This window comes from uncultured Actinomyces sp. (assembly GCF_963526355.1).
Classification (GTDB): Bacteria; Actinomycetota; Actinomycetes; order Actinomycetales; family Actinomycetaceae; genus Actinomyces.
Window position 1 is genome coordinate 1 of record NZ_CAUROW010000086.1, and the last position, 7,833, is coordinate 7,833.

Annotated in this window: 6 protein-coding genes, 1 pseudogene and 1 riboswitch; of the genes and pseudogenes, 5 read left to right on the plus strand and 2 right to left on the minus strand. The window is 71.6% G+C overall.

Annotated elements, in window-relative coordinates:
- From RWR81_RS11335 to ribH, 5 genes are all read left to right on the plus strand, one after another.
- Positions 1-1,212, plus strand: a 1,212-nt coding sequence (locus RWR81_RS11335; protein ID WP_314457846.1) for a DUF1846 domain-containing protein, incomplete at its 5' end; no start/stop codon positions are given.
- 133 nt (positions 1,213-1,345) lie between these two features.
- A riboswitch (FMN riboswitch) is annotated at positions 1,346-1,475 on the plus strand.
- 87 nt (positions 1,476-1,562) lie between these two features.
- The gene (ribD, locus tag RWR81_RS11340; protein ID WP_314457848.1) at positions 1,563-2,720 is read left to right on the plus strand and encodes a bifunctional diaminohydroxyphosphoribosylaminopyrimidine deaminase/5-amino-6-(5-phosphoribosylamino)uracil reductase RibD; all 1,158 of its coding nucleotides are present in this window, start codon (positions 1,563-1,565) and stop codon (positions 2,718-2,720) included.
- Positions 2,720-3,364 carry a riboflavin synthase gene (locus RWR81_RS11345; RefSeq protein WP_314457850.1) on the plus strand — a complete coding sequence of 215 codons (645 nt, stop codon included), beginning with the start codon at positions 2,720-2,722 and terminating at the stop codon, positions 3,362-3,364. The genes ribD and RWR81_RS11345 overlap by 1 nt, the downstream gene beginning before the upstream one ends.
- Complete coding sequence (locus tag RWR81_RS11350; RefSeq protein ID WP_314457852.1) at positions 3,358-4,689, plus strand: bifunctional 3,4-dihydroxy-2-butanone-4-phosphate synthase/GTP cyclohydrolase II; 1,332 nt, start codon at positions 3,358-3,360, stop codon at positions 4,687-4,689. The genes RWR81_RS11345 and RWR81_RS11350 overlap by 7 nt, the downstream gene beginning before the upstream one ends.
- Positions 4,686-5,159, plus strand: coding sequence for a 6,7-dimethyl-8-ribityllumazine synthase (gene ribH, locus RWR81_RS11355; protein ID WP_314457855.1), 474 nt, complete (start codon positions 4,686-4,688; stop codon positions 5,157-5,159). The genes RWR81_RS11350 and ribH overlap by 4 nt, the downstream gene beginning before the upstream one ends.
- An 8-nt stretch (positions 5,160-5,167) precedes the next feature.
- Here ribH and holA read toward each other — a convergent pair whose 3' ends face one another.
- The gene (gene holA, locus RWR81_RS11360) at positions 5,168-6,199 is read right to left on the minus strand and encodes a DNA polymerase III subunit delta (protein WP_314457857.1); all 1,032 of its coding nucleotides are present in this window, start codon (positions 6,197-6,199) and stop codon (positions 5,168-5,170) included.
- A gap of 86 nt (positions 6,200-6,285) precedes the next feature.
- Positions 6,286-7,293 (minus strand): annotated as a pseudogene (locus RWR81_RS11365) (ComEC/Rec2 family competence protein); the annotation flags it as partial.
- Positions 7,294-7,833: the final 540 nt, after the last annotated feature.

Below are 7,833 nucleotides of genomic sequence, written 5' to 3' on the forward strand. Positions count from 1 at the left end.
GACCTGCTGCGCCACATCGACGCCTTCCGCAGCTACGGGCTCTACGTGGGCAGCGTCGTCGTGACCCAGTGGACCGAGGACAACCGTCAGGCCCATGACTTCAAGCGCAAGCTGGAGGCGCTGGACATCACGGTCTACCGCCACTTCCCCATCCCCGGATATCCCGGCGACGTCGCCCGTATCGTCTCCGAGGAGGGCTACGGGCGCAACGAGTACATCGAGACCAGCCGGGACCTCGTGGTGGTCACCGCACCCGGGCCGGGCAGCGGCAAAATGGCCACCTGCCTGTCCCAGATCTACCACGACCACCAGCGGGGCATCGCCTCGGGCTACGCGAAGTTCGAGACCTTCCCGATCTGGAACCTCCCCCTGGACCACCCGGTCAACATCGCCTACGAGGCCGCCACCGCGGACCTCGACGACGTCAACATGATCGACCCCTTCCACCTGGCGGCCCACGGCGTCCAGACCGTCAACTACAACCGCGACGTCGAGGTCTTCCCGGTCCTGACCCGCCTGTTCGAGGAGATCCTGGGATCCTCGCCCTACGCCTCCCCCACGGACATGGGCGTCAACATGGCGGGCTACTGCATCAGCGACGACGAGGTCTGCCGGCAGGCCGCCTGTCAGGAGATCATCCGCCGCTACTACCGGGCCCTGGTGACCGAGAAGCGCGAGGTCATCGCCCCCGTCCAGTCCCAACGGATCGCGCTGCTCATGGCCAAGGTGGGGGTCAGCAAGGAGGACCGTCCGGTCGTGCCGCCCACGCTGGAGGTGGCCACCGCCACCGGTGAGCCCGCTTCAGCGATCGAGCTGCCCGACGGGCGCATCGTGACGGGTAGGACCTCGGCCCTGCTTGGATGCTCCTCGGCAATGCTGCTCAACGCCCTCAAGGTCCTGGCCGGGATCGATGACGGTGTCGACCTGCTGGCCCCGGCCTCCATCGAGCCCATCCAGAAGCTCAAGACCCAGGGACTGGGCAGCCGCAATCCGCGGCTGCACACCGACGAGGTGCTCATCGCCCTGGCCGTGTCCGCCAACGGGGACGACAACGCCCGCAAGGCTCTCGACCAGCTCGAGACGCTGCGGGGCTGCGACGTCCACACCTCCACGATCCTGGGGTCGGTGGACGAGGGCATCTTCCGCGCCCTGGGAGTCCAGGTCACCAACGAGCCGGTCTACGCCACCAAGTCCCTGTACCGCAAGAAGTGAGTCCCGGGCGCGGACGGCCTGCCTGCGGTGCCGCCCGCATCCGGACGCCCTGTCGAGGTGGGGCTGGTCACATGTGCGCCGGGAGGCGGCCGAGCGCACTCGCACGCGGTACATTCTCCTCAACGAGATGAGCTCGTGTGCTCTGGGGTCGGTGAAAGTCCGAACCGGCGGTGACAGTCCGCGACCCGGTCGCATCCAGCGACCGGCTGACCAGGTGGAACTCCTGGACCGACGGTAAGAGTCCGGATGGGAAGCGCACACGGGACACACCATGCCGTACCCGGTGCCGTGCACCCGGTGGGTTCGGCGTGGCGGTGTCTCTCCCCAACGCACCCGAGGGAGAGGACCGGATGACTTCGTTCACCCACGTGCAGACGGCCGCGATGCGACGCGCCCTCCGGGCCGCGGCCTCCCCCGACGCCCCGCCCGGGCCCAACCCCAGGGTCGGTTGCGTCATCCTCTCCGCCGACGGCGACGTCCTCGCCGAGGGCCACCACCGTGGCGCTGGCACCGCCCATGCCGAGGTCGATGCGTTGGCGAATCTCGCCGCGGCGGGCGCCTCCGCCCAGGGAGCGACCGCCATCGTCACCCTCGAGCCGTGCAACCACGAGGGCCGCACCGGCCCATGCGTCCAGGCGCTCCTCGCCGCAGGCGTGACCGAGGTCATTTACGCCCAGGACGACCCGACCGAGCAGGCCGGAGGCGGCGCGGCGACGCTGGAGGCCGCTGGCGTGCGGGTACGACGCGGGCTGTGCTCCCAGGACGCCGCGCGTCTCAACCGCCCGTGGCTCCTGGCCGTGACCCGCGGCCGCCCTATGGTGACGTGGAAGCTCGCCGCCACCCTCGACGGCCGTATTGCCGCCGACGACGGCACCAGCCGGTGGATCACCTCGGCGGCGGCCCGCCGCGACGCCCACCACCTGCGCCGTCAGTGCGACGCCGTCATGGTGGGCACCGGCACCGCCCTCGCCGATGACCCGGCCCTCACAGTCCGAGACGAGACGGGAGAGCCCGCCCCAGCTCATCTCCAGCCGCTGCGCGTCGTCGTCGGTTCCAGGCGCCTGCCTCCTGCCTCCAAGGTGTTCGCCGACGACCACTATCTCCTCCTGCCCACCCACGACCCGCGCACCGTGCTGGCCGTGCTCGCCGAACGCGAGATCCGCCACGTCCTCCTCGAAGGAGGCCCGATCCTCGCGACATCCTTCCTGCGCGCCGGCCTCGTCGATCAGGTCGTCGCCTACACGGCCCCCGCACTTCTGGGCGCGGGACCGGCCGCCCTCGCCGACTTCGGGGCGACGACGATCAGCGACGCCCTGAGGCTGCGTCACCCCCGCGTCGAGGTCCTCGGCGCGGGCGACGAGCTCGCCGTCCGCCTCTCCGGTGACCTGGGGACCGACGACGACCACCCCGACGCCCCTCCGGGCCCGAGGCCGCGGCACAGCCAACGCCCGGACCACCGGGACCGCACTCATCCCCCTATCCGCCGCCACACTGAGGAGAGTCACTGATGTTCACCGGAATCGTCGAGGAGCTCGGACGCGTCGTCCGGCTCGAGACCGTCGAGGACTGCGCCCGGCTGACGGTCGAGGCGCCCACCGTCACCCAGAACGCGAGCCTGGGCGACTCCATCAGCGTCAACGGGTGCTGCCTGACGATCGCCGCCATGCACGGGAGTGCCTTCACCGCCGACCTCATGGCGGAGACTCTCACGCGCACCACCCTGGGCTCCCAGGCGCCCGGAGACCGGGTCAACCTCGAGCGCGCCCTGCGCGCCACCGACCGGCTCGGCGGGCACATCGTTCAGGGGCACGTCGATGCCACCGCCGAGGTCCTCGACCGCAGCCACGGCGAGCACTGGGACCTTCTGCGCGTCGGTATGCCGTGGGAGATCGCCCGCTACGTCGCCGTCAAGGGATCGGTCGCCCTCGACGGGGTGTCGCTGACCGTCGTCGACGTCGTCGACGACGCCTCCCCTACGCCGGGAGCAGGAGCGTCACTCAGCGTCGGCCTCATCCCGGAGACGCTGCGACGCACGACTCTGGGCACGAGGCGACCGGGAGAACGGGTCAACCTCGAGGTCGACGTCATGGCCAAGTACGCCGAGCGTCTTCTGGGCGCCCGCCTGGGCGAGGAGGACCGGCAGGCATGCTGAGCATCAGGAGCGTGCGCCCGGACACACGCATGGACAGCGTCGAGGACGCCCTCACCGCCCTCCGCGAGGGCCGGATGGTCATCGTCGTCGACGATGAGAGCCGGGAGAACGAGGGGGACCTCATCTTCCCCGCGGCGACCGCCACGACCGAGCAGCTGGCCTTCGCGATCCGACACTCGACCGGCATCATCTGCGCGCCCATGACGGCCCAGGAGCTCGACCGCCTGGGCATCCCGATGATGACCGAGCACAACACCGATCCCAAGAGAACGGCCTTCACGCTGAGCGCCGACGCACGCACGGGCATCACCACGGGCGTGAGCGCCACCGATCGGGCTCGCACCATCCGTGTCCTGGCGGACCCGGGCTCAGCGCCGACCGACCTCGTCCACCCCGGCCACGTCTTCCCCCTACGTGCACGCAAGGGAGGGATCCTCAGGCGCCACGGTCACACGGAGGCCGCCGTCGACCTCATGCGCCTGTCGGGCAACCGGCCCGTGGGTGTTCTCGTGGAGATCGTCAACGACGACGGCACCATGGCGCGCCGGCACCAGCTGCGAGAGCTCGCCGACGCCCACGCCATGCCCATGATCACGGTCGGCGACCTGGAGCGCCACCGGTGGCTGCACGAGGATCTCGTCGAGGAGGTCGTCTCGACTCACCTGCCCACCGCGCACGGGGAGTTCACCGCCCACGCCCTGCGCAGCAGGGTCGACGGCGCCGAGTACCTCGCGCTCGTGTGCGGCCACGTCGCCGACGGTGAGGACGTCCTCACCCGCGTCCACTCCGCCTGCCTGACCGGCGACGTCCTGTCCTCCCTGCGCTGTGACTGCGGGCCGCAGCTGCGCGCCGCCATGGAGGCGATCGGCGCCCGCGGCCGCGGGGTCCTCGTCTACGCCTCCGACCACGAGGGGCGCGGCATCGGGCTCATCGACAAGCTCCGCGCCTACGCGCTGCAGGAGGAGGGAATGGACACCCTCGACGCCAACACCGCGCTGGGGCTGCCGGCCGACGCCCGCAGCTATGCCACCGCCGCCCAGGTGCTGCGGCACCTGGGCGTGCGCTCGGTCGAGCTGATGACGAACAACCCGGACAAGGTCACAGGCCTGGAGCACTACGGCGTGAGCGTCCGCTCCAGGATGTCGACGCCGACCTTCGCCAACGGGGAGAACCTCAGCTACCTGCGCGCCAAGCGCGACCGCATGGGCCATCTGCTCACCGGGCTCGAGCCCACCGGGTCCCCTACGGACGTGCTGCCCGGCGAGGGTGCGGCCGACGATGCGCCCTGGCACAAGACCGACGAGAACGAGGGAGAGACACGATGAGCGGATCCGGGGCGCCTGAGCAGAGCGCACCTCACGCGCGGGGCATGAGGGTGACGGTCGTCGCTGCCCAGTGGCACGAGCGTGTCATGGGGGGCCTGGTCGCCGGGGCGCTGCGCGCCGTCGAGGAGGCCGGAGCTCAGGCAAGCGTCGTTCGGGCGGTGGGCTCCTTCGAGCTTCCGGTGCTCGCCGCGGCCGCCGCGCGGGGTGGTGCCGAGGCGGTCGTCGCGCTGGGCGTCGTCATCCGCGGTGGCACCCCGCACTTCGATTACGTGTGTCGAGCCGCGACAGACGGGCTGAGCCGGGTGTCGCTCGACACCGGGGTGCCGGTGGGCTTCGGCGTGCTCACGTGCGACGACGAGGCCCAGGCGCTGGCCCGCTGCGGCGGTCTGGGCTCGGACGAGGACAAGGGCTACGAGGCGGCGTGTGCGGCGATGTCCACAGCGCTCACACTGGCCGCCATGCGGGTCTGAGGGGCGGCTCAGCGCCGGCGGGTACCCGAGCGGCGGGCGTCGCAGATCGTCAGAACCGCGCGCTCAACAGCGTAGACGGGATCGCGGCTGGCGCCCTTGGCCTCGGCGTCAGCGCGGGCGACCGCAAGGATCGAGATGGCCAGGGCGTCGTCGGACCAGCCCTGGAGCTCGCGGCGAGCCCGGTCCACCTGCCAGGGTGCCATGCCCAGCTCGGCGGGGCTCATGCGACGGCCCCCGGCGGCCGCAACCCGGGCGAGCTGGCGTACCTTCATCGCCAGGGCGGCGACGATGGCCACCGGGTCGGTGCCGGTGGCCACGGCGTGGCGCAGGGCGGTGATGGCGGCCGGGGTGTTGCCGGCTGCTGCGGCGTCGGCCACGGTGAAGCCGGTGGCCTCGATACGCCCGGAGTAGTAGGTGCGCACGTGGTCGACGCTGATGGTGCCCTGGGTGTCGGCGAGGAGCTGGTCGACGGCGGAGCACAGCTCTCGCACGTCGCTGCCCAGGGCGTCGACGAGGGCGCCCACGGCTTCAGGGGTGATGCTCCGCCCGGCGCGGCGCACGTCGGCCACGACCAGAGAGGACTTGTCCTTGGCACTCTTGATGGCGTCGCACTGGACGGTCGGGTAGGGCGAAGCCTTGATGGCGTCGAGCAGGCGCTTGCCCCGCTGCCCCCCGTTGTGGCGCAAGATGACGCTGACCTCGGGGTCGGCGGCGCCCACGTAGGCGATGAGATCGGCCAGGAGGGCGTCCGTCATCTGCTCCAGGGCGGGGACGTAGACGAGCCGGGGCTCTCCGAACAAGGAGGGCGACACGAGGGTGTCGAGCTGGTGGGGCTCGTAGGTGGCGGCCTCGAGGCGCGTGACCTCGGTGGTCGGGTCCTTGGCCTTGGCTTGCGCCAGAAGACTCGATACCGCACGGTCGGCGAGGACCTCCTCGCCGGCGCGGATGAGGACGATCGGCGCCAGCTGGGCCTGGTCCCAGCGGAGTCTAGCCGGTGCGTTGCGCCGGCCCCGGGAGCGGGAGGTTCGGGTCGCTGCCATGGGGCAAGCCTGCCACGAGCGGGCCGCGTCAACCGTCTCAGTCCCTCCAGCAGGGCGCGGCGGGCTCGGGGAGCCACCAGGAGCAGGACCCCGAGCTCGCAGACCCCCAGTGCCAGGGCACCCGTGAGGCCGTCCGGCCAGGACAGTGTGGCGCCGGGCAGGTGGGCGAAGAAGCCGGCGACCCACACCATCCAGGAGCAAGCCACGAGCGCCGGCCAGGCGATGACGGTGGCTGCCGCGGGCCAGGCCGGGAGGATCAGCGCGGCCAGGAGACCGCTGATCGTGGCGACGACGGCGGCCGGCTCACTGAGCAGGTTGGCGGGAACCGACCAGGCCCCCACCGAGGGCTGGAGGAGGACGAGGAGCGGCCCGCAGGCGGCCTGGGCCACCAGTGGCAGAGCCACGGCGGCGGCCAACCACCTGGGCAGGTGGCGAGAGAGGTGGACCGCAACGGGCTTGGAGCCGATGACGATCCCGGCGGTGGCCACCACGGACAGGGCGAACCCGTAGTCCCGGGACTGCCAGGGGTCGATGAGCAGCAGGACGATGGCGCCCGCGCACAGTGCCGGCACAGAGGCGGCACGCCGTCCGGCAACGACGCCCAGGAGCATGACGGCTCCCATGGTGGCCGCACGCAGCACGGATCCCGAGGGACGCACCAGGATCACGAGAGCAGTCAGCAGGACCGCTCCGAGCAGTGCCCGCCACCGCCGGGGCAGCACCCCGAGGGCTGCCAGGCCCAGACCCAGGACAATGGCGACATGCTGCCCGGAGACGGCCGTCAAATGGGTCATGGAGACGGTGCGCATGTCCTTGCGCACCTGCTCCGGCAGGGCGTGGTCGTCCCCCAGGGCGACACCGGGTACGAGGGCCCGGGCGCCCGGCGGCCAGAAACCCGCTTCCTCCCCCACTCCTGCGGTGCCCTGTGCCCCGACGGCCTGGGCAAGACCAGCGCGAATGCTGGTGACGGCCCCGAGAACCCCGGTCGGTGGACTGAGGACCTTGAGATCAGCGCGTTTGGAGATGATGGCTGTCTCGGCGCGGCCTGGATCGGAGGATCGCAGGCGCGTGCGTACCTGGACGTGGGCCCCCATGGACAGGTTCAGCCACTGCTCGTCGGCCAGGACGGTGGCGCGCAGGTGAGAAGCACGCCCATCCACCTGCTCGACGTCGAGGGCGGTGATGACGAGGGTGGACCGGTTGGTGGCGGACACCCGTGGCTCCTGGGAGACGGTGCCGATGAGGGTGACCGGCTGCCCGGAAGCCACCGCCGTGGTCAGCGGGTCACGCTGGCGGGACCACAGGTGGGCGGCGCTGACGGCCAGGATCGTTGCGACGCACAGGGCGCACACGAGCAGGCTGGCGCTGAGGGTTCCGATGGCCCTGGGGTCCTGCTCCGGGGCTCCGGGGCGCAGGTCGGCCCGGTGACGCGGTGGCCGGAAGCGCAGGACGGGCACGACGAGTGCCGCAGCCAGGGCGGTGCATCCGGCGGCCACGAGGAGAGTCTGCCTCCATGCCGCCGGTCCGCCACCTCCGACGGCCCACCAGGCACCGGCCCAGCAGGTGACCGCCGGGGCGAGCAGACGCAGGTCGAGGGCCTCGGGGGCCTTGGAGGAGGTCGCGTGCGCATGTCG

Bases quoted from the DNA above. Each gene is read 5' to 3' on its own strand.
- ribD (WP_314457848.1), top strand. From the start codon at position 1,563: ATGACTTCGTTCACCCACGTGCAGACGGCCGCGATGCGACGCGCCCTC.
- RWR81_RS11345 (WP_314457850.1), top strand. From the start codon at position 2,720: ATGTTCACCGGAATCGTCGAGGAGCTCGGACGCGTCGTCCGGCTCGAG.
- RWR81_RS11350 (WP_314457852.1), top strand. From the start codon at position 3,358: ATGCTGAGCATCAGGAGCGTGCGCCCGGACACACGCATGGACAGCGTC.
- ribH (WP_314457855.1), top strand. From the start codon at position 4,686: ATGAGCGGATCCGGGGCGCCTGAGCAGAGCGCACCTCACGCGCGGGGC.
- holA (WP_314457857.1), bottom strand. From the start codon at position 6,199: ATGGCAGCGACCCGAACCTCCCGCTCCCGGGGCCGGCGCAACGCACCG.